This window comes from Arthrospira sp. PCC 9901, from assembly GCF_059013425.1.
Genome location: NZ_CP102296.1, coordinates 5,502,402 through 5,523,485, shown reverse-complemented (window position 1 = coordinate 5,523,485; position 21,084 = coordinate 5,502,402). Strand labels below are relative to the sequence as shown.

The following is a 21,084-nucleotide window of genomic DNA, read 5'->3' as shown; positions in this document are numbered from 1 at the left end:
CAACAGCACGTTACCAATACCAACATTACACCGAAAATCTGATAATTAGGTTGATATTGGGGGTTTGTTTCCTGTTTTTAACTCTAGTGACGTTCTAGTGGCTTTCTTTATAGCATCGTCAACCCAAGTCGGTTTTTTCTCAAAGTGTAGGGGTATTTTGGCTTGTGTTTTTCTGGGGTCCTGATACATTGCTAATACGCTACCTTCACCTAAATCAATTTTCGCTTGCTCAAATTTATCGATTAACTCCCAGTTAAGTATTTTAACCTCACTAATATACATTCTACTTTCCCTGATTCTTTTCACATTTTCCCTGCCACCAAAGCCTTTTCTTTCTTCAAATGTAATAGGGTAAACTATCTTAGCGTTAGTTAAATCAACTAATTGTTTACATAGAGCCTCAGCTTCGTTTTTACTTGATTCATTAACAAAAAATGAGAATTTTCTGCCATTGCTCATGGTGCAAGTAACTTTAATATTGCCTTTAGTAAATGCTGATTTACTGGGTTGGGTAAATATCTTTTGCAGTCTATCCCAAGTGATTTTACTCCTATCAACTGATGGTAATTCTATTTGAGTTTTTTGTAGTTTTGACCGCCTATCTTTAGTCCAATATGGCGGTTTTTTGTAGTTGTATAAAACCAAGGTTAATTGTATTTTAAGATTAGCTGATGTGCTAATTTCTTGGAAATCACCTGACCCCATAAATTGACCTATATCTCTATTTCCTAGTATTTCAGTTTGGGCTAATGTGGTTGCAATATTTTCCTGCAAATTCCTTAAAGATGATACGATTCTGAATCTCTCACCACCATTTTCTACCACAGCGTTAACTAATTGTTGCTGTCTATTTTCCTCTATTCTTTGCAGTGCAATATACTCATCTAAACCTTGAGCAACTAAGATGATAGATTCTTTGCAACTATCGCTAAATTCATCCCAGAATTCTTCGGAACTATCTTGATTCCAAATAGTGTTTATATTACCATCGTATTCTTCTGGTAATTTCTCTCTAGCTTCCCTTCTTTTTTTCCCGACACTCCATTCTTCACCTTTCTCATCACCCCCATATAGCAGTTTTTATGCGGTATTTGACCCGTTAGAACGGATAAAATGGTTCACTCTTTATTTTTGGATATTAACACAATGAATATAGTAATTATTGAATTAGCTTTAATAGTAGTTATAGTTATATTTTCGACTTATGCGATACTTAAAGAGGATAAGGTTATCGAGTCAAAACTTGACTATAACAGTGAATTGTTGCGTATTTTACTTGATTTTATGAAAAGTTCCTTTGATAGAATCATTTGTAAATCGAGTAACAATCATCAGAACCCTAACCGTAAAGATACCCCTAATGCTGATGATTGGCGCAAACCCTAGTAGCCTACCTAGCACCTAACCCATAACCCAATACCCTAAAATGGCCCCCTATGGTTTCTGACTGTAGGGGGTGTCTGCATATTTTCCCTTTACAGGCCTGTATTTACAGTCTTGAAAACGCTTTATATGAATGCTCACCCTATCATGTCCACATAATACCCATAACTAAATTACCCCCAATAGACGGCTAAGATTTTGGAGGTGAGCTGATTATGTGGGTATCGGTTGTTGCACGTGATGATTGCCAACATAGAATGGAGACTTGCTGAGGATTATGTTGGTATCGGTTCACATCTCGATAGTCTCCTCCAGCGGTAAATTTGTTTAGGGGTATCGGGTTAGTTCCGGTAGGAGATGATTCTGATTTTGAGAAACAATCCTCCCCCCAACCGGAACAGACACTATTGGGGAAGTGACCGATGTGATAGCAGTCAATGGTGACGTTAGGAACCGGTAGGCTTGCCCTTGACGGGTATCACAAGGGAGTTAACCTATCGCGTGTTTGGTTGGGGTGGTGATATAGATATTTGACAGATTAATTAAGTTGTGCTTATTGATTAACCCGTCAATAATTAAGCTTTGTTGCTAAGGGATATGCGCTAATTGTCCCGTATGTTAAGACTAGATAGAGTGTATTAAGAGTGTAGTAATGCGACTATCGGGTTGAGTGTTTCCCGACAATCGCAGTTAGGATAGGGGTTTAAGAGCAATGCGGATGGCGAGACTCGAACTCGCAAGGCAAAGCCACACGCCCCTCAAACGTGCGCGTATACCAATTCCGCCACATCCGCAGAAGACAACCGAGGACTAGGAATGATTTTTCCCATCGGTGTGCTAATTTACCATAGTAGCACCAAACTCCAAAATTGCCAAACTTTTTTTGCCAACAAATTTGGGTAGTCTCTTCCACAAAGTCCCAAAATAACATATCCTAACTGATTATTGCCCGAATACCACCGAAAATGCGGTTTTCAAAGATCCTGATTGCCAATCGTGGGGAAATTGCCCTACGGATTCTCCGAAGTTGTGAAGAAATGGGGATTGCCACAGTGGCCGTCCACTCCACTGTAGATCGCCATGCCTTGCACGTCCAGTTAGCCGACGAAGCTGTTTGCATAGGCGAACCCAGTAGCAGCAAAAGTTATCTAAACATCCCCAACATCATCTCCGCCGCCCTAACCCGGAACGCCACCGCCATTCATCCTGGCTATGGTTTTTTAGCGGAAAATGCCAGATTTGCGGAAATTTGCGCTGACCACGACATCGCCTTTATCGGTCCAACCCCCGAGGCGATTAGGTCAATGGGAGATAAGTCCACAGCCAAAGAAACCATGCAGCGTTTCGGTGTTCCCACCATTCCCGGTAGTGAAGGCTTAGTCACCAATGACAAAGCCGCCCAAAAAATAGCCCAAAAAATTGGCTATCCAGTAATTATCAAAGCCACCGCCGGGGGAGGAGGTCGGGGAATGCGACTGGTCCGAAGCGCCGAGGAACTGCCGAAACTATTTTCCGCCGCCCAAGGAGAAGCAGAAGCGGCCTTTGGAAACCCAGGCTTATATATCGAGAAATTTATCGAGTGTCCCCGCCATATTGAATTTCAGATTTTAGCCGATGGATTTGGGAATGTGATTCACCTAGGGGAAAGGGACTGTTCAATTCAGCGACGACATCAAAAGCTACTGGAAGAAGCGCCCAGTCCGGCTTTAAATCCTGAACTCCGGCGAAAAATGGGAGAGGCGGCGGTGAAAGCAGCCGCATCAATTAACTATACCGGGGCGGGAACAGTAGAATTTTTACTCGATCGCCATGGGAAGTTCTACTTTATGGAAATGAACACTCGTATCCAAGTAGAACACCCGGTAACAGAAATGATAACGGGGCTAGATTTAATCGCCCAACAGATCCGCATCGCCCAAGGAGAAAAATTGCATCTGACCCAAGATAAAATTCAGCTTAGGGGTCATGCGATCGAATGTCGGATTAATGCGGAAGATCCAGATCGCAACTTTAGACCACACCCCGGACGCATCAGCGGCTATCTCCCACCGGGGGGTAATGGGGTCAGGATTGATTCCCATGTGTACACCGATTATGAGATTCCCCCCTATTACGATTCTCTCATTGGTAAGCTAATTGTCTGGGCTCCTGACCGGGCGGCGGCTATAGTAAGGATGAAACGCGCTTTGCGGGAATTTGCTATTACCGGAGTTCCCACAACCATCAGTTTTCATCAGAAAATTATGGAAACGCCGGAATTTCTCAAGGGTGAGGTTTACACCAATTTTGTGGAACAGTGGATGAACAAAAATTCACCTTCTAGTTAAACAATCATTCTCAGGATTCCCTGTTGTCCCAGTAATAATTCCCGCAGGAGGCTAAAAATGCCTACCCAAATCACCGGGGTAATATCCACGCCTCCCAAAGGGGGAATCACTTTGCGGGTGATGGCTAGAAATGGTTCCGTTGGCCAGAAAATCAGATTAAACGGAAACTGATTTAACTCGGCTTGGGGATACCAGGTCAAAACAATGCGGAAAATAAATAATAGGGTCATTCCGGCTAGGAACAAGCCCAGAGTCCAGTCTAAGATGGTAAAAGTTGTCATCGCCTTGAGTTGAAGTTTGTTAACCTTTTCCCATTTTAGGGGTTAGCCAGCACCCTAAATTGGCAGTGGTTGCCAAGTTAACTAAAAGGGAGTTTGATGGGCTAATTGACATATTCATGGTTGATGGTATGATAGATGCACATGACATTACATGACATGGCAAATAGCGATAACCATGTTGATGACCTGTGGAACGCGGGGCAAAGCCGATCGCCAAACCGTAAGATCCAATAGTAGAGAAAAAACTGCTATAGGCGGTTTGGTAGGTAGGAAGCCCGGGCTGTAATCTTCGATTCAGCGTCGGGTAGTTTACAATAATAAAAATATAATCTGCACTTGCACTCTAAGGATCTGATTAAGATGACACCTTCATTGATGAATTTCTTCTATAGCTTGCTGGCTGGTCTCCTGATCGTTGTCGTCCCCGCAACTGTTGGGTTAATCTTTATTAGCCAGAAGGATAAAATCATCCGTCGTTCTTAGAAACTTGACAGGAGCCGATTTTTAGCTAAATTGGGGTTTATGGGGGCTAGGGGCGATCGCTATTCCCCCTCCCCCCCCAACCGTCGAGAAGCCCGGTTTCTAGGAGAGCATGATTTAATCTCAAATTAGGTTAACATTTTACGGCAATACGGTACAATACCAAGTATGGTGCGAGACCTTCGGGTATGAAATAGAGCTGAAATGGGCGAAATAACTACCCGGTGAGGACTTCAACCCCTTGGTTGATTGGGTCGCATCCCTAACCATCCCATAACACAGCCGGATTTTTTTGCCCACCTTCGAGACTTCCAATATGGTTGCCAAGGTGAAGCGTCTAATCAGGTCTAAGACTGCCCGCGCCATGCTGACATGGGCGCATTATCGATTCAAACTAACCCTGAGACATCAAGGGGAAATAACTGAACAGTTGTAGATGTGACCGAAGAATACACCAGCAAAACCTGTACTCACTGTGGTCATGTCCATTCCCAGCTAGGTGGCTCAAAAGTGTTCCGATGTCCTGAGTGCGGGTTCACTCTACCACGGGACTGGAACGGTGCTTTGGGAATCTTTCTAAAAGCTTTGCGGGATACCGCCTCTGTTACCTTAACGGGTAATAGTGCTATCGTTGCATTGTCCGGGAACAACCGGAAAAATGTCGCGTAAATGTATCAGTTTCCCTTCCCCAGTGGAGGGTTACTTAGAAACTGGGTTTCTTTTGTCCCCACCCCTGACCCCTCTCCCCAAGAAAGAGAGGGGTTTTAAGTGTCTACCTGTCATTATTCCCTAATCTGAGGAAAGTTAAAGTTGCAATTAAGGATGTTGTCCTGTTTCATGCAGGACTTAATCTGGTATGATGAGACGGGGATAAATTCACCATCTAAGACAAAATCATCGGCATTGATTACCACCCCCAAAATTTCCTGAGTTTCCCGGAGACGGATGACTGTATCGTTGGCAAATCCATCATTGTTAAAATCAATGAGTAATTGATAATCTAAGTCCTCTTCTGTTAAGCCACCAGTCAAACCAATTTTATCCCCATGAAACCAATCAAAATCAGTGATAATCGGTGCTTCATTGATATTATTAGTAGCATTTTCGACGCTAATAATAAAGACATTTTGGGGATTTGCTCTAATGTAATCTGCCCAGGCTGGCTTAGAAGCAATTAAACTCAAGGGAGGTAAAACAGTTAGCATAGCTAGGCTGACTAATTGTGAGATAAGCATCACTGGAATTTGACTCTACAATTAGAATCTACGAGGGTGATTATGTGATTTCTGAATCCTGGGTGATACTATCCCAACTTAGACAGGATTAATAAGATTGGCGGTCTCCTAGAAGTGAAGCCCTATAATCCTTATTCAGCTAGAGTTACAGGAGATAAAAGACTGATTTTTTTATAGGGATGTAAGAGTAGACGGTTAATAAACTGGTTGATGACATTTGGGTTTTCTCTCATCCGATCGCATAATAGTTGATGAGATCCGTTGTCCAATTTTGGCGGCTGGGGTTTCACTGGTGATGTGGTGCTACCTAGTGGGCTATGGAAAAGCCATGATCAGGGAAATCCCATGTTTATTGATATGTCCTGAATCAAGAACTGATAAGATGAAACAGATAGACGGTTGCTGAATATCTTGGCTATAGCAGCCTGGAAGTTCTGCGATTTTTGGGGTTAGCAAACTTTGACAAATTTATCAAGCCTATAATTCAGGGGAGAAATTCCATCATGAATACAACCCGCTTATCTCGTAATTCTATCAACCCCTGGGGGGCGATCGCTGCTTTATCCTTGGGTTTGGGGTTGATCAGTCTTCCTTTTGTCCCTCCGGTGGTCGCCCAGGAACAAATGGCGAGAACATTAACGGTCAGTGGTGAAGGTATCGTGACTATTCCCACGACGTTAACTCAGGTACAGCTTGGGGTGGAAGTTCAAGGGAGAACAGCCCAAGAGGTTCAGCAAGAAGCGGCTAGACGTACATCAGCGGTGGTAGAATTACTGCAATCGCGCAATGTTGAAAAGTTGGAAACGGCGGGAATTCGCCTCAACCCCAACTATAACCATCGCAATAACCAACGAGAGTTAATCGGCTATACTGCGACCAATAGCGTGACGTTTCGCCTCAAAACGGAGGAGGTTGGGAACTTACTTGATCAGGCGGTAAATGCTGGCGCTACTCGCATTGATGGTATTAGTTTTGTGGCTGCTGATGCTGATCTGACCGCCGCCCACAAACAAGCCCTACAGTTGGCGACTCAACAAGCCCAGCAACAGGCTGATACTGTGTTAGATACATTGAACTTGAACCGCCGGGAAATTGTCAATATTCAGATCAATCATATCAGCAGCCCTGTTCCTAGACCGATGATGCGATCGGACGCTTTGGCCAGCGCCCCAGAGGCTTCAACCCCTGTTATTGGAGGGGAACAAGAGGTTAGGGCTTCGGTGACATTACAAATTCGATATTAAATTAATTCTCATACTATTAGGGGTGAATTTGTTTTAAAATCATTCGCAGGCGATCGTAATCATCTTTGAGCAGGACACTAATAGACCGTCCGGCTTCAATTAACCAACTGCGATCGCAATTTCGCATTTGATATATTTCCCGGATAGTTGCTGCCACTAAAGAGTCTACCGGGGCATTCATCACTTGTAGTAAGCTGGCTAAAAAATCCAGGCTTTCGCTAAAATAAACTATGTCCTCCGACTCACACCGATACACAGCTTGATGAATTTGGGGAGGTCGGGGGGGGATATATTGGTAAATCTGTCCCCGTTGTGGTGTGGAACCATTTAGCCCCCCGGAGGTTTTCTCAAAGCCGACAATAGCAGCCTTAAATTCTGTTTTCAACATGGCGAAAATTTGGGGCTGCTGTTCCCGCAATTCTTCCAGGGATAAGCCTAAAGCCCTGGCTCTATGTACGGAGTCAATGGGGCTGGTGGTGGCGTGGTAAACTACGCCATAGACGCGATTATTGGACTCCTCATCAATTGCTGTTACCCAACTACCAAAGGGGGGCATTACTGGAAAACTGAGGTCTTCTGGTTCTAAACACTGGGCTAAAAACTCGGAGGTTGATGTTTCGATCACCTCGGCAAAGTGGTTATGGTGACGGTTGTTGATCTCAAACTGAGGAAAGGGAAGACGCATATTTAATAATTAATAATTAATAATTAATAATTAATAGTTGGTTAGAAACCCGGATACAATTAATAATTAATAATTAATAATTGGTTGGAAACCGGGTTTCTTGAACTTTGGGGGAGAGAGGGCGGGTTTGGTAATAATGTGACTAACTGCGGAGGCGCGCCCCTACGTTGCGATCGCACCCGTAAACACTGCTGGCTTATGGATTATTAACCGCAGCCAAGGACTAAATGGGGTTCTGCTATTTGATTTTCTTTGGTGGCTAAATTTATACAGGGGACTACTTGTGCGAGGTTTGGCTTTACGCGATCGCCTCGATAAATCTCAAGTTGAGCTTCGGTAACTGCTTCAAAAAGTAAGCGTTCTCCGGGAAAGACAATGTGTTCAAAGTACCATCCAGGGATATTAGAAATTCGGATAATTTCTAATTTAGTGGTGGCATTTTGATAGTAGCACAAAATGATGTCGGAATAGGTTGGAGGTATGGTATCAAAAATTGGGGACATTGGATAAACCTAGTGTAATTGAGAGACAAAAAGGCGACTTACGATTATGCTAGGTGGTAAGTGTTAAGATATTGTGAATTTTCCCATAATTGATAAAATTGATCAAGGCAGTTTTAGATGTGAGGCAGTGGTTAAGGGGTCTAGCGGATGGGTACTAGAATGTAAAGGTAGTTCTGATGGTACCAATTACGAGGTCTTGATGTCGATCGCTTTGATTAGGATTAGTAATCCAAATGATACCTGGAGTAATGGAAAGATAATCATTTAACTGATAACGATAAAACCCCTCAAAATGCCAGGATGAGTCATTGGGAAGGGTACGCCCCAACCTTCCTGAAGCATCAAGATTAGCCAGATATGGTTCCCGACCAATGATCACACCGCCTAAACTGCCTTCATGGAATAAATCAGGTAATGCCACAGTGATAGCATAGTTCCAAATTTGCCCATCAGCGACACCTATAGCCCTAGCGGCGGTATATCCTCCCCAACCTCCGAGGATAACTTGAGGGTGAACACGCCAAGATAATTGTAAGCCATAAGAATGACTAGAAACGCCTGTGGCGACCCCTAGGGGGTTAAGTCCGTTGGTTAATCCCAGCAGGGAATTAGCTATGCCAGTACCAGTGTAGCCGTTAAAGGCATTGCGGTTAACTTCTCCGGTGGTGCGATTAAAAACGGGGCCATTGTTCTGACCATTATCAAAGCCAAAGTTTCCGGGGGTAAAGTAACTATGGTTATAAGTTAGGGCAAATTGTAGGTTATCTGTGGGGGTAACAGTCAATTGTGCCAAAATGGAAAAATCGCCGTTAAATAAGCCTTGTGATGGTTGTGAATTGGTGGCGGTGGGGGTGAGATATCCGACAGATAGGGATGTGGGACCGAAGATGCTGGTTAAACTGTGATCGCGAAATTCATAATTGATACCAATTCCAGCGCCTCCCCCGAGTCGGTAGATGGGGTTACGTTGACCAAAGGCGCTTAAACTGCCTTTTCCGCCGTCGTAGTCATCAATATAGGGGTTGAGGGTAGGAACAAAATCATCCCAGGTAACTCCTTTGGCGGCGAGGATGAAATAAAGACGATCGCTGACGGGAAATTGATAGAATAGGCGTTCTAGCTGAACTTGATTTTCTGTATCACCGACAATGTTAAAGGTTTGGGTTCCCTCCCCGATAACTCCTCGGTTAAAGCTGGAGGCGTTACCACTTTGTAGGCGGGTCAATAGCAAATCTCGTCCGGTAAAACTGGTGTTAAAGTCGAGACGAATGCGATTTTGGAATACGGTTTGATCGGTTCCGGTGTCTTCTCCAAAAGCATCAGTTAGGGCGAAAATTGCCTCCCCTCGCAGTTGAGTAGTGAGGGAAAACTGATTATTCTCGATTTGGTCGAGATAGGTGTCTATGCGGCGAATGTCCTGTCGTAGTAGGCTTAATTCGGCGGCAAATTCTTCCTGGAGACGTTTAACGGCGAGTAATTCTCCTTGGGTCATACGATCGCTAGTTTCGGCGGCGATGATTTCTGAAATGCGATCGAGACAAGTATTGACTCCGGCCGCAAATTCATAGCGACTTAGGGCCCTATTTCCGCGAAAGGTTCCGTCGGGATAACCTGCTATACAGCCAAATCTTTCTACTAGAGATTGTAAGGCTTGAAAAGCCCAGTCTGTGGGTTGAACGTCGCTAAGTTGGGAAACGGAGGTAACTTGAGATTGTTGGGGCTTTTTTTTGCCTTCCTGGCTGTAACGTTGGAGTTGTTCCCAGGTGTCTGAGGTGGGGAGGTCTGGGTTGGCGATCGCTGTTGATGGTAATATTGTCGCCATGATCTGGAGAACCATCATAGAAAACCACAGGTGTTTAAAGCTGTTGCCGTTCATGATTAAGTCAGATTAAGTTTTCGGGCAGGTTAAATTAGGGCAGATATTTTTGAACGACGACCCAACCGCTGAGGGAGACGATCGCAAAACTCAAGAATAGAATAACATTGGTGGTAATGTGAAGCGATCGCGCCCAAGATTTTTCTGGGTTAATTTGGTGGGCACTCCAGGCGGAAAGCAAGACTAAAGCCACGACGGTCAAACCAGCCGGAAGATGTACAGAGTGTCCTAGGTTCCCATAGTGACCAATAGTTCCGATGATGCCCACAGCTAACAATAATAGAACTAAAACCACCATAATCATGCCGATCGCATAATGAAGGGGTCGCAACCACAGAGGACGGGAAGCGTTTTGCTGGCTACAGGTGAACATCCAACCCCCTGTCATTGCTAAGATCAGATAAGCGGTGATGGAAAGACCCATAGACCAGGCGGCGATTTTCCATAACCACAAAAAGGAAGGCAGATCCATAGTTATTGTTTCCCTAAAATTCACAAAGACGGCGATCGCTTTTTTCTAACTTCTTGTTGGTGCGTAAATAATCCCCTATCCAACCACAGGCATATTCTAGGGTATTGAGACCTAAGATCTTGTCAATTTGCCATAATGTGATGGTGCCATTACCCCCCCCATTAGCCAGAATTTGGTCATCGGGGCTAAATTCTACGGTTCTGACCATGCCACAGTTTCCCCCCAAATGAACTAAGCTATCACCATAGCGACTCCAGACTCTGACGGTTTGATCGTCACTAGCAGAAGCCAGATATTGTCCATTATTGCTAAAGGTTACTTGAATGACTGTACCCTGATGACCGGATAGGGTCTGGTAAAGGTTATAGGTTTGTGTGGTGGGGTTCCACAGCCATAATTTGACGGTGCGATCGCGACTTCCAGAGGCGATCAAATCACCATCAGGGCTAAACAACACAGACCAGACGCCATCTTGATGGCTATTTAGCCGAGAATGGGATCTACCATCTAAACTCCAGAGTTTGAGGCTATTATCATGGGAACTAGACACCATCATCTCACCATCGGAGCGAATATCAACCCCCCAAACCGCCCCGATATGTCCGGTGAAAACCTGGGAAATATTGCCATATTCGTCCCACATTTTTAGGGTATTATCCCAACTCGCTGTCACCAGTTTTTGGCTATCTGGGGTAAATTGCAGCCCCCAAACACTGGCTTGATGGTCGGTGAGGGTACGGTGGACTGAATTTGATGCCAAGCTCCATAGTTTCACAGTACCATCATGGGAACTCGAGGCTAACCATTTACCATTGGGACTAAAGGCGAGTTGGTTGACTCTGGTGATATGACCTGTCAAGGTGGCTAGGGGGTTTCCCATGAAGTCCCATAACTTGATGGTTTGGTCACTAGAAGCAGAAGCCATGACCCCAGAGGTGGCATTAAACACAATATCCCAAATTTCTCCCTCATGAGCCTGAAAGTTTGTCATCAGGGGATGATCGATTTTCCACAGTCGTAAAGTCCGATCCCAAGACCCAGAAACTAGGGTTTGGCTATCGGGACTAAAGGAGACAGCATCAACTTCGCCTTCGTGACCGCGAAATACTTCCCGGGGATAGTAAAGTTGATCTATGGGGCTTTTTTTCCACAATCGCACGGTTTGGTCACGACTCCCAGAGGCGATCAATTTGCCGTCTGGACTAAAGGCAATATCCCAAACTTCATCATCATGGCTTTCGATGCTTTGCCGGATTTCTCCCTGGGTATTGGTGATTTTTATGGTGCGATCGCGACTAGCTGAAACTAGGTGATCAGAGTCGGGACTAAAGGCGATCGCCATCACTTCCCCTTGATGATTTGGCAGGGTTTTTAAGAGGGAACCATCGGAGTTAAAAAGTTCGATAATTCCTGATTCTCCACCAACGGCGATAATTTCACCATTAGGACTATAGGCGATCGCCCGCCGTGGGATTCCATCATTGCTAAGGGTGGTGAGTAATTCTCCGTTGATTTTCCACAGTTTGGCACTACCATCAAGACTAACTGAGGCGATAATTTCACCATCAGGACTAAAGACGACCGACATCACGGGTTGTTCATGTGCATTCCAGGAATATTCGAGGGTGGGGGGAGTTTGCTTAACATTCCAAACTTGCACATTTCCATCCCGGACACCAACCGCTATTAGGTGATTATCCGGGCTGAAATTAATGGCGATCGTTTCATCTTCAAAGCTGCTTATATTAGCCAAAAGTTCACCATCTGGCTGCCACAGTTTCACCGTTTTATCCTGACCCACAGAAGCAATTAATCTGCCATCCGGACTGAAACTAATATTATAAATGGAACCCCTATGTCCTGAAAAGCGGTTAAACTCTTGAATACTATAAGCCGTTTGTGATAGCACAGACTCAACTTTTGCCTGGATTTCTGCATTAGACCACCACAGCTTATTCAGAGATTTTTTGGCTTTAATTGCTTGTAAAAGTGCCTCTAAAGGACGGTTGAGGGCGAGGAAGGCTTCCGAGGATTGCGTGAGGGCTTGAATTTCGCTAAGTTTCGCTTGTCGATATTGCCAAAATGTCGCCAAACCTAGAATTAATGTAATCGCAAAACCTGCACTAACTGCCCCTAACAGTAATCTTTGCAGTCGGGAGGTTTTTTGCTGGGATACCAGTTGCAATTCGATGGTTTTGGCGCGCTCGGCTTCTAGGGCTTTTTTGATTTCTAAAGCATCTAATTCTGTGGAAGCTGACAAAAATTGGTAGTCGTCATCACTGAGGCTTTTATGATGAGACCAATGTTGGGCTTCCTGTAAAGCCTGACCTCTTAATAAACGAGAAACATCGGTTTTTTCTGATTTTATCCACGCTTCCAACGCTTGAGAATAGGGCCTTAACACCATTAATTGCTCTCGCACCCATTCACGATTAAAGATAGCTTGATATATGCGGTTTTTGACTCGGATATTGCCCTGTTCTTCTAGGACTAATCCTGATAACAATAGTTCTATTTGTTCTCGACTATCATCAGCCTTGATATGATGATTATCTAATACCTGTTGATAGATACTCAGTAAGCGTCCGACAAATCGCTGATTATAGAGGATACGATTACGAATAGTTCGCAGGTGTTCCGGTTCGTCTTGAGATTCCCAACGGTCGATAATGTACCGATAGACAATAGACTCGACCCAAAATCCCTCTAATCCTTTTAAGATGTCCTGGGCTTCGTTTTGGGGGACTATATTCATCATTAATTTACATATTTTTTGGGTGAGAAATGGTTGTCCGTCTGTCCATTTTATAATTTCTCTAATTAGGGTTTTTCCACAACCAAATTTAGCCTCTAAACCTTGGGCTAAGGGTTCGGCTTCTTCTGGGGTAAATCCTGACAGTTTTATGGCTGTACCAATATTAAAAGGGGTGCGAGTGCGATCGCGAATTAAATCCCCCGGAGTTGCTACTCCTAACAAGGCAAATGTCAGGCGATTGTATTCGGGGTTAGTCGCCCTTTGATTATAGCAAAAGCGAATAAACGCAAAGAAATCATCCGTGGGAAAATTCAGGCTCAATAAATTGTCGATTTCATCAATAAAAATCACTATTTTGTGACAGGAAATATTCGCTAAAACTCCCTGATCAATAAACTGTTCTAGGCGCTGAACTAACGATAAATCATCATGGTCTTTCCACCATTGTTTATAATCAAATTGATTTCTTAATTTTAAACTCAGCCACAGGTTGACAATAACTCCCTTATACCATTGTTGAGGGTTGATAATTTCCCCTCCTACTTGAGTCATATCTAGGCTGATACAGATAATTTCATCTTGTTGTAAGCGGTGCATAGTCCGCACCATTAAAGATGATTTACCCATCTGGCGCGCATTGAAAATATAACAAAATTCCCCCCCTTTTAAAGCCTGATAAAGTTGATAATCTGAATCTCGCTCTACATAACTAATATGATGTGTGGGTAAACTTCCACCAACTTGATAAATAGATGTATTCATACTACAAAGCCAGGAAGAACCTGGAAAGTCTGGTTATCGGGAATGGTGACTAAAGGGTGATAGTTAGATCCTGAGCAGTTATGCGATCGCGTCCTTGATTTTTGGATTGATATAATGCTTCATCAGCCGCTTGCATTAAGTAAAAGTGGTTGATGTGGGCTTGGGGAATTATACTAGCTACTCCCATACTCAGGGTAATAATTTTATCCGCACATAAGGAATTTTTATGCACTATCTTCAAGAGTTTAATATTTTGGCGAATGGTTTTTGCTAAATTTACAGCCTGCTTTGAGGTGGTTTCTGGTAAAATAATCGCTAATTCTTCCCCCCCATAACGCGCTACTATATCCGTGGCACGATGAAGACTAGATTGGAGAACTTTCGCGACTTTTTGTAAGCAATGATCCCCGGCAATATGTCCATAAGTATCATTATACAGCTTAAAGCAGTCAATATCACACAAAATCATCGAAATTACTTCCCCTGTATAACTATGTTTTTGCCATTGTTTTTCTAAATAGGAAAACAGAAAACGACGATTGGGGACTTGGGTTAAATCATCTATATTGGCGAGTTTCTCAAGTTCCTGATTCATGGCTTCTAGTTGATGCAGGCGAGAATATTCATTAAAGATTCCTTGTTCATACAAGTATTTAAAATACTGGCGATAGAGTTGACAACTGGCGATCGCTTGATTTTCTTCTAGCCTGACTAACCCCAAACTCTCCAATTTATAAGCCGCAATGGGTTCGACTATGATCCCGTCATTAGACATCACAATCAACTGTAAAATTTGTAATAGTTCTGGTTGGTCTTTAAGAATCGCTAATTGTTCGCACAAATGTTGATTATAAATCCCCCCTTGAGTATAGGCTTCGCTGATAATTTTGTGGAGGCGATCGCTTATGCTTTTATTATCATTATCTGGGGTGACTACCAGATGATATAAAGCTAACCTAACTAAGTAGGGATGACCTCCCACCATATCCATTAATGCCGTGACTAAATTGCCATCATTATCCTCGATCCCATGACGTTTAGCTAAATCTTTCACCTGTTCTGGTGTGAAAAATGGCAGTCGGATCGGGAGTCCTACATTAAAGGGAGATTGATTTAATTTTAGGGGAATATAAACCTCCGTTGAATGTACCATAACTAATCGCAATTTTTGCATTTCTTCCGATTGTCTGGCTTCCTCATGCCAGGAGCGCAACATCGGCAAAAACTCCCCCGCTACTTGGGGATACTCAAACAGATAGTTAACTTCATTAATGGTTATGATCAGAGGTGCATCGATTAAATTTAGCAAGTATTTGAGATAAATTGTACAGCTCACTTTACTGCCGATATCTTCATCCCAATAGTCATCTAACCTCGATGGTAAATTTAGGCAATGACCTACAATGGCACAAAACCACCGCAGAAAACGATTCAGATCTGATAAAATTGAGGATTCAGTTTGTCTTAAATCTAAGTTGACTATATGATAATTTTTCTGTTTACCATAAGCCTGGATTCTTTGCAATAGAGAACTTTTGCCCATTTTTCTAGGGGCACGAATACGGATCACACTTCCCGGTTGCTGTATTTCTCGGTAGGCTAGTTGTTCAATGGGGGGGCGATCAATATAAAAGGGTGAATTGAGGGGCACAGGATCGTTAGGATACTCAAATTCCATATCTAAAATAGGTAAGGCTTCGCCGTTCATAGTAATTATCATAATATATACTAGGGTGTTGATTGTGTATCAATAGTTGTATCCCCCCCCCAAAAAAACCTGGTTGCATCAGAAACCATTTATTGGTATCAATACTGGTACAATGGTAACTATCAGTAACTCCGGGGTAAGTTTGGGTTCCCAGATTTTTCCTGTTAACTATTACTCAAGAGAAGCTGAGAATGTTATGAACTACCGACCCTTTAATATTCTCCTGGTAACAAATGATCCTGTTTACGAAGGCCAACTACGACAGTTGCTAAAATTTATGCGATCGCTTTCTGTTAAATTAGAGCGATACTCCCCCGCCTTGGAGTCCTTAGAGCATAATTTCCCTGAATATCATCTTTATATTATCGATTATACTACATATTCCCTCCCAGATTGGATTCATCGGGTACTACCTATCCCAGTTATTGCCTTAGTTGACAACTCAGAGGCGGGTCTAGCTGCTTTGAATATGGGTGCTACAGATTATCTGCCCAAAAATCGACTTATTCTTGAGGAAATAGAGCGATCGCTTCGATTAAGTTTAGCTTTAGGGAAAGCCCAGAATCCCCAGATTGACTGCTCCGAAGAAAAATGTAATATTACCCAGTTATATCACAACCAAAAATTCATCGAAACCATAATTAATAGTTTCCCAAAACTGATATATATTTATGATGCCAAAAACTTGAGAAATGTTTATGTAAATCAACAAGTAATTAAGATACTTGGTTTTACTCCAGAAGATTTACAAAATTTGGGTGATCGCTTTTATTGGGAGCAGATCCACCCCGATGATTTACCTATATTAGAAACCATATTAGAGCAAGTTTCAGCCTTATCAGAGGGTGAAGTTTTAGATATTGAATACCGCCTACGCCATAAAAATGGCTCCTATCGCTGGCTGCGATCGCAAGAAGTGCCATTTACCAAAGATGCTAATGGTCTGGCTGTACAAGTCTTAGGAACCGCCCAAGATATTACTTCCCACAAACTCATAGAATCCCAACTGCAAGAAAGCGAGGCTCGTTTACAAGTAATTTTTAATAGTATTTCCGATAGTATTTTAATGGTAGATTGTCAGGGAATAATTCATGCTGTTAATCCCGCCGGATTAAATTTATTTGGGCGTGCTTCATCAGAGTTAATTAACCATGAATTGGGATTGCCAATAACTGTGGGAGATGTAGCACAATTAGGAATTATTAACCCCAAACGGGGACTGGTCATGGTAGAAATGACTGTGGCTGAAACTGAGTGGTTACAACGACCGTTTTATGTAGTTTGCTTTCGGGATATTACAGAGCGCTGTAAAACCCAAGAAGCTCTACAGGAAAGTGAAGAGAGATTTAGCCAAGTAGTTAATCATATTCAAGATGTTTTCTGGCTGACCAGTCCTAGGGGAGACAAGTTGTTTTATATCAGTCCAGCCTACGAAAAAATTTGGGGCCATAGTTGTCAGAGTGTTTATGATGATCCTGGCTCCTGGTTAGAAGCAGTACATCCTGATGATTTACAGTCGGTAATCGTCAATTTTTCCTACCAAGAATATGCTCAATCTAGCTTTATAGAATATCGCATATTTAGACCTAATGGTGATGTTTTGTGGATTTGCGATCGGGCTTTCCCTATTAAGAATGAGCGCGGTGATGTGGTTAGAGTTGCTCGCATTGCTGAAGATATTACTAACCGGAAAAAAACCGAAGAACACCTACGCCAACAGGCGGAAAGAGAGCATCTTCTTTATCAACTAACCCTCCATATTAGTCAATCTCTCAATCTTGATGATATTCTGCAAAATACAGTTAATGAGTTGCGTCACTTACTTAACTTAGATCGGGTGTTGATTCTCCGCTGTCATGACCAAAACTTAGCCACTGTTACCCATGAATCAATTGTGCCAGGAATTGAGACAATTCTGGGCTGTAAATATCAGGATTATTTGTATAATCATGGTCAACAAGATAGCCAAAAAGAACCATTAATTATCTATGATGATGATGCTAATCTGAGAGCCTTTTCTCCGCAGCATTATTCCTTTAATCTGCAAGCAAAATCTCGGATTTCTGTACCAATTTATCAGGGAGATAATTTATGGGGTCTGTTAATTGTCCATCATGTAGCACGTCTGCGAAACTGGGAAAATTGGGAAATTCAGCTTCTTAAACAATTGGCAACCCAATTGGCGATCGCTATTTACCAAGCCGAACTTTATCATCAGTTACAAGTAGAATTAAATGACCGAACTCAAGCCGAGGAAGCCTTGCGAGAAAGCCTAGTCAGGGAAATGGCAATTACCCAACTCATTCAACAGATTAGTCAAACCTTAGAACTAGATCGGATTTTTGACAATACTACCAAAGACGTACAACAAATTTTAGAATGTGATAGCGTCGTGATTCATAAATTCAATAACCCTGACAATTACTACCACCATTTATTATTACCAGATTTGCGAATTATATCCGCGAAAAAGAACCAAGAAACTCCCCATATTAAACTGGTGGTTAAGCATCTTAAATCCGGTCAAGTAGTCATCGCTGATAGTCACCAAGATAGCAGCATTTCAGCCAGTCAGATTAAACTATTAAAAACTCTCAATATTCACGCCTATTTAGGAGTTCCTGTCTATGTAGGCGACACCCTATGGGGTATGTTAGCTACTTACCAAAAACAACCCCGTAAATGGCTCCACCATGAAGTAAAATTACTCACCCAAATTGCTCGACAGTTAGGAGTTGCTATCTACCAAGCCGAACTATTTACCCAACTTCAACAAGCCAAAGAAGCCGCCGACACCGCCAACCGCGCCAAAAGCGAATTTTTAGCTAATATGAGTCATGAACTGCGTACTCCTCTCAATGCTATTCTGGGTTTTACCCAACTTTTGGGGCAAAATTCTGGTCTGACTTCCCAACAACAAGACTATCTACAAATTATCCAACAATCAGGAAAATATCTATTATCCCTAATTAATGAAGTCCTGGATTTATCCAAAATAGAAGCGGGAACAGTAACCTTAAATCCCACCAATTTTAACCTGAGAACTTTGCTAGAACGGATTAATACCATGCTCCAAATTAAGGCAAGTTCTAAGAATTTAGTTCTGGATATACAGTTAGAGCAAGATATTCCTGATTATGTCAAAACTGATGAATCAAAACTTAGGCAAGTTTTGGTCAATTTACTAGATAATGCTATCAAGTTTACCGATGCTGGTTATGTCACCCTGCGCGGATCATTTGTTAGCTCTGTTAGCCAACTTTATTTTGAGGTAGAAGATACCGGACCTGGTATTACTCCCGACGAACAAGAACGCTTATTTAAACCATTTGTACAAACCGATGTGGGTCGCAGACATCAACAAGGTACTGGTTTGGGTTTAGCAATTTCTCAGCAATATGTTAGTTTAATGGGTGGAAAAATTACCATTGTTAGTGTGGTAGATGGTGGGGCAAAATTTATGTTTAATATCCCCGTTGAAGTGATTAACTCCGAAAATATTGACCTCGAATATCTCCCAGAAGAAGAATTAACTATCGATGATATTAGCTGCATTAATCTCGCTCCTAATCAACCCAATTATCGGATTTTATTGGTAGAAGATAATTTTAACCATCGCCAACTATTAGTTAATATTTTAACTCCCTTGGGTTTTCAAATACAAGAAGCAGAAAATGGTCAACAGGCTTTGGATTTATGGCAACTGTGGCATCCACACCTAATTTTAATGGATATGAGAATGCCAGTGATGGACGGTTATCAAGCTACCCAACAGATTAGACAAACTCCACAGGGTCAGTCTACCATCATTATTGCCATTACCGCTCATGCTTTTGAGTCAGAGCGATCGTCAATTCTGGCGACAGGCTGTAATGACTTAATTCATAAACCTTTTAATATTAAAACCCTTCTTGATTGCATTAGTGTCAATCTTGGGGTAAACTATATTTATGCAAAATCTGTCTCTAACTCTCGTTCCTCAACCCAGTTAGGGCCTCCTCGCTTAACTACAAAGGATATTGCTATTTTAGACCATCAATGGATTCAACAGTTCTATCGAGCAGCTATGGCAGCTAGGGAGTCTCAACTTAGGGATTTAATTGCTGAAATTCCTCCAGATAATACGGTAATTATTCAAGCTTTAACTTGGTATGTTAATCATCTTTACTTTGACCAAATTATTGATTTAATGGAGCCATATACCCATGAATAATGTAGCAGTTAATCAAAATAAAGGAGATATTTTAATTGTCGATGATAAACCCGAAAATTTACAGTTTTTATTTACCATGTTAACTGAGAATGGTTATGATGTTCGGCGGGTTATTAACGGGAAACAAGCAATAAATGTAGCTTTATTTGACCCCCCAGATTTGATTTTACTGGATATCATGATGCCTAATTTAAACGGCTATGAGGTTTGTAAAATCCTTAAAGAAAAACCCGAAACTAAGGATATTCCTATCATCTTTTTAAGTGCGCTTAAAGATGTATCAGAAAAGGTGAAAGGCTTTAATGTGGGAGGGGTTGATTATATTTCTAAGCCTTTTGAATTACTGGAAATTTTGGCTAGGGTTGAAAATCAACTTACTATTGTGCGCCAAAAGCGACAACTAGCCGAACAAAATGCACGCCTAGAACAACTAAATCAACAACTACTCAGATCTAATCAGGAACTTGAACAATTTGCCTCTGTGGTTTCCCATGACCTACAACAACCCCTCACCAGCTTAAAGGCTTTTGCTCAGTTACTACAAATTGAATGTTCTGATCAATTGAAAGAAAAACCGAGAGAATATGTGAGTCATATTATTAGTGCGTCAATTCGGATGCAAAGGATGATTCAGGATTTATTGATTTATTGTGGTTGTGATACACATTCTCCAGCTTTGGAATTAATTGATTGTAACCAAGTATTAGCGCAAATATTGATAGATTTAAGGATAGAAATAGAAAAAAATCGCGCAACTATTAAATATGGCATTTTGCCTCACATAAAAGCCAATAATATTCATCTAACAGAAGTATTTCAAAATCTCATTAGTAATGCCATTAAATATCGTTCTGATGATTTAGCACCATCAATCAATATCTCCTGTCAAGAAACTGACACTAACTGGATATTTTGCTGTGCTGATAATGGTATTGGTATTGAATCGAAAGATTTTGAGAATATCTTTAAAATTTTTACCCGCCTACATACCTTCAAAAAGTATCCCGGTACTGGTATAGGTTTATCTATCTGCAAAAAAATAATTGAAAGCTATGGGGGCAAAATTTGGCTAGAGTCCAACCCCGGACTCGGAACACAGTTTTACTTTACTTTCCCCAAATATAAATAAATAGTTGCATTTTGTTAAGACAATTGGGTGA

General features: G+C 42.1%; 15 protein-coding genes, 1 tRNA gene and 1 pseudogene. 7 read left to right on the top strand and 10 right to left on the bottom strand.

Annotation, left to right across the window (positions count from 1 at the left end; translation table 11 throughout):
• Positions 1-45: 45 nt before the first annotated feature.
• Positions 46-825: a hypothetical protein gene (locus NLZ44_RS24365; RefSeq protein WP_493751454.1), complete on the bottom strand. Its 780-nt coding sequence runs from the start codon at positions 823-825 to the stop codon at positions 46-48.
• Positions 826-1,146: 321 nt separating this feature from the next.
• Between NLZ44_RS24365 and NLZ44_RS24360 the strand changes: the two genes are divergently transcribed.
• On the top strand, positions 1,147-1,386 hold the full coding sequence (locus NLZ44_RS24360; RefSeq protein ID WP_493751453.1) for a hypothetical protein: 240 nt from the start codon (positions 1,147-1,149) through the stop codon (positions 1,384-1,386).
• 710 nt (positions 1,387-2,096) lie between these two features.
• On the opposite strand, the gene NLZ44_RS24355 is transcribed toward NLZ44_RS24360, so the two are convergent.
• Positions 2,097-2,177: transfer RNA gene (locus NLZ44_RS24355), tRNA-Leu, on the bottom strand.
• Positions 2,178-2,348: 171 nt separating this feature from the next.
• Between NLZ44_RS24355 and accC the strand changes: the two genes are divergently transcribed.
• Positions 2,349-3,710: an acetyl-CoA carboxylase biotin carboxylase subunit gene (gene accC, locus NLZ44_RS24350; RefSeq protein ID WP_493751452.1), complete on the top strand. Its 1,362-nt coding sequence runs from the start codon at positions 2,349-2,351 to the stop codon at positions 3,708-3,710.
• Here accC and NLZ44_RS24345 read toward each other — a convergent pair.
• Positions 3,707-3,991, bottom strand: coding sequence for a YggT family protein (locus NLZ44_RS24345; protein WP_006624885.1), 285 nt, complete (start codon positions 3,989-3,991; stop codon positions 3,707-3,709). The genes accC and NLZ44_RS24345 overlap by 4 nt on opposite strands.
• 360 nt (positions 3,992-4,351) lie before the next feature.
• On the opposite strand from NLZ44_RS24345, the gene psbX reads away from it, so the two are divergent.
• Together psbX and NLZ44_RS24335 are read left to right on the top strand one after the other, a co-directional pair.
• Positions 4,352-4,474, top strand: a complete 123-nt coding sequence (psbX, locus tag NLZ44_RS24340) for a photosystem II reaction center X protein (protein WP_071829353.1) — start codon at positions 4,352-4,354, stop codon at positions 4,472-4,474.
• A 274-nt stretch (positions 4,475-4,748) separates the two neighbouring features.
• Positions 4,749-5,140: pseudogene (locus NLZ44_RS24335) on the top strand (zinc ribbon domain-containing protein); the annotation flags it as partial.
• A gap of 113 nt (positions 5,141-5,253) precedes the next feature.
• Here the strand turns inward: NLZ44_RS24335 and NLZ44_RS24330 are convergent.
• On the bottom strand, positions 5,254-5,706 hold the full coding sequence (locus tag NLZ44_RS24330; protein ID WP_493751451.1) for a hypothetical protein: 453 nt from the start codon (positions 5,704-5,706) through the stop codon (positions 5,254-5,256).
• Positions 5,707-6,140: 434 nt separating this feature from the next.
• Between NLZ44_RS24330 and NLZ44_RS24325 the strand changes: the two genes are divergently transcribed.
• Positions 6,141-6,950, top strand: coding sequence for an SIMPL domain-containing protein (locus NLZ44_RS24325; RefSeq protein ID WP_111894413.1), 810 nt, complete (start codon positions 6,141-6,143; stop codon positions 6,948-6,950).
• A 16-nt stretch (positions 6,951-6,966) separates the two neighbouring features.
• On the opposite strand, the gene NLZ44_RS24320 is transcribed toward NLZ44_RS24325, so the two are convergent.
• From NLZ44_RS24320 to NLZ44_RS24295, 6 genes are all read right to left on the bottom strand, one after another.
• Positions 6,967-7,635, bottom strand: a complete 669-nt coding sequence (locus NLZ44_RS24320; protein ID WP_493751450.1) for an HAS-barrel domain-containing protein — start codon at positions 7,633-7,635, stop codon at positions 6,967-6,969.
• A gap of 206 nt (positions 7,636-7,841) precedes the next feature.
• Positions 7,842-8,138, bottom strand: a complete 297-nt coding sequence (locus NLZ44_RS24315) for a DUF1830 domain-containing protein (RefSeq protein ID WP_493751449.1) — start codon at positions 8,136-8,138, stop codon at positions 7,842-7,844.
• A 154-nt stretch (positions 8,139-8,292) separates the two neighbouring features.
• The gene (locus tag NLZ44_RS24310; RefSeq protein WP_493751448.1) at positions 8,293-9,978 is read right to left on the bottom strand and encodes an iron uptake porin; all 1,686 of its coding nucleotides are present in this window, start codon (positions 9,976-9,978) and stop codon (positions 8,293-8,295) included.
• 70 nt (positions 9,979-10,048) lie between these two features.
• Entirely contained in the window at positions 10,049-10,486 is a 438-nt protein-coding gene (locus tag NLZ44_RS24305) for a DUF4079 domain-containing protein (protein WP_111894231.1), read from the bottom strand.
• A 13-nt stretch (positions 10,487-10,499) separates the two neighbouring features.
• Complete coding sequence (locus NLZ44_RS24300; protein WP_493751447.1) at positions 10,500-14,003, bottom strand: WD40 domain-containing protein; 3,504 nt, start codon at positions 14,001-14,003, stop codon at positions 10,500-10,502.
• Positions 14,004-14,052: 49 nt separating this feature from the next.
• Positions 14,053-15,723, bottom strand: a complete 1,671-nt coding sequence (locus NLZ44_RS24295; protein WP_493751446.1) for an AAA-like domain-containing protein — start codon at positions 15,721-15,723, stop codon at positions 14,053-14,055.
• A 184-nt stretch (positions 15,724-15,907) separates the two neighbouring features.
• Here NLZ44_RS24295 and NLZ44_RS24290 point away from each other — a divergent pair, with 184 nt between their 5' ends.
• Together NLZ44_RS24290 and NLZ44_RS24285 are read left to right on the top strand one after the other, a co-directional pair.
• On the top strand, positions 15,908-19,924 hold the full coding sequence (locus NLZ44_RS24290) for a GAF domain-containing protein (RefSeq protein WP_493751445.1): 4,017 nt from the start codon (positions 15,908-15,910) through the stop codon (positions 19,922-19,924).
• Entirely contained in the window at positions 19,917-21,053 is a 1,137-nt protein-coding gene (locus tag NLZ44_RS24285; RefSeq protein ID WP_493751444.1) for a sensor histidine kinase, read from the top strand. The genes NLZ44_RS24290 and NLZ44_RS24285 overlap by 8 nt, the downstream gene beginning before the upstream one ends.
• The last annotated feature ends 31 nt before the right edge of the window (positions 21,054-21,084 follow it).

Coding starts and splice junctions, on each gene's coding strand:
- NLZ44_RS24285 (WP_493751444.1), top strand. CDS start 19,917: ATGAATAATGTAGCAGTTAATCAAAATAAAGGAGATATTTTAATTGTC.
- NLZ44_RS24345 (WP_006624885.1), bottom strand. CDS start 3,991: ATGACAACTTTTACCATCTTAGACTGGACTCTGGGCTTGTTCCTAGCC.
- NLZ44_RS24315 (WP_493751449.1), bottom strand. CDS start 8,138: ATGTCCCCAATTTTTGATACCATACCTCCAACCTATTCCGACATCATT.
- NLZ44_RS24300 (WP_493751447.1), bottom strand. CDS start 14,003: ATGAATACATCTATTTATCAAGTTGGTGGAAGTTTACCCACACATCAT.
- NLZ44_RS24310 (WP_493751448.1), bottom strand. CDS start 9,978: ATGATGGTTCTCCAGATCATGGCGACAATATTACCATCAACAGCGATC.
- NLZ44_RS24305 (WP_111894231.1), bottom strand. CDS start 10,486: ATGGATCTGCCTTCCTTTTTGTGGTTATGGAAAATCGCCGCCTGGTCT.
- NLZ44_RS24290 (WP_493751445.1), top strand. CDS start 15,908: ATGAACTACCGACCCTTTAATATTCTCCTGGTAACAAATGATCCTGTT.
- psbX (WP_071829353.1), top strand. CDS start 4,352: ATGACACCTTCATTGATGAATTTCTTCTATAGCTTGCTGGCTGGTCTC.
- NLZ44_RS24295 (WP_493751446.1), bottom strand. CDS start 15,723: ATGATAATTACTATGAACGGCGAAGCCTTACCTATTTTAGATATGGAA.
- NLZ44_RS24360 (WP_493751453.1), top strand. CDS start 1,147: ATGAATATAGTAATTATTGAATTAGCTTTAATAGTAGTTATAGTTATA.
- accC (WP_493751452.1), top strand. CDS start 2,349: ATGCGGTTTTCAAAGATCCTGATTGCCAATCGTGGGGAAATTGCCCTA.
- NLZ44_RS24320 (WP_493751450.1), bottom strand. CDS start 7,635: ATGCGTCTTCCCTTTCCTCAGTTTGAGATCAACAACCGTCACCATAAC.
- NLZ44_RS24330 (WP_493751451.1), bottom strand. CDS start 5,706: ATGCTTATCTCACAATTAGTCAGCCTAGCTATGCTAACTGTTTTACCT.